This is a genomic window from Clostridium tepidiprofundi DSM 19306 (assembly GCF_001594005.1).
GTDB classification, from domain to species: Bacteria; Bacillota; Clostridia; order Clostridiales; family Clostridiaceae; genus Clostridium_AC; species Clostridium_AC tepidiprofundi.
Map to the genome: position 1 here is coordinate 1 of NZ_LTBA01000135.1, position 832 is coordinate 832.

1 protein-coding gene is annotated in these 832 nt (G+C 29.4%); it reads left to right on the forward strand.

What is annotated here, in order from left to right; translation table 11 throughout:
• Positions 1 to 206: 206 nt before the first annotated feature.
• Positions 207 to 629 carry a transcriptional regulator PerR gene (gene perR, locus CLTEP_RS14055; protein ID WP_066827707.1) on the forward strand — a complete coding sequence of 141 codons (423 nt, stop codon included), beginning with the start codon at positions 207 to 209 and terminating at the stop codon, positions 627 to 629.
• Positions 630 to 832 lie beyond the last annotated feature (203 nt).

An 832-nucleotide genomic window follows, 5' to 3' on the forward strand; every position in this document is an offset into this window, starting at 1 on the left:
TAGGGGGAGGTGTAACTATTTTTAAGGCCTATCGGTTTGCAGGCTTCCCAGTTATTTAAGTAAATGTAAAAAAAATAAATTTTAGTAAAAACAAATTTTCAACTGGAATTTTGATGCGAAATCTCTGAAATATATTATATATTTTTGACATATAATAATTAATATTATATAATAATATTAATTATTAATAACCGAGGAGGGAGCTCTTGGAAAATATAACTAATATATTCAGAGAAAAAAAATTAAAATTAACCCCTCAACGTATTGCTGTATATAAATATTTACTTTCATCTAAACAACATCCTTCAGCAGAAACTATTTATAAGGCATTACAAAGGGACTTTCCTACAATGAGTTTAGCAACAGTATATAAAGCATTAAAAACCTTAGTTGATGTTGAACTTATTCAAGAATTGAATGTAGGCGAAGGAAATTTTAGATATGATGCAAATACCAACCCACACCCTCACATACAATGTTTAAAATGTGCTAGAGTTGATGATATTGACGGTATTGATTTTAAAGAGTTAAATGTAAAGATAAAACCTTATACCGATTATGACGTAATTTGTAATCAAGTCTATTTTTATGGCATTTGCAAAGATTGCCAAAAAGAACAGTCAAATTAATATTTTGATTGTTCTTTTTGATTTTGATTATTCTTTTTGATTTTATACTTATCAAGTTATATACCTATTGTTCCTCTGTGAACTACCCTCCACTTACTTCGTTGAAGTGGGGGCTTCTTGGTCAATACTCCCAATGGAGCAAGTTTACCCAAGCTAACAAGGTCGTCCCAACCTCTGATTATTACCAAAATTATATAGCTAAT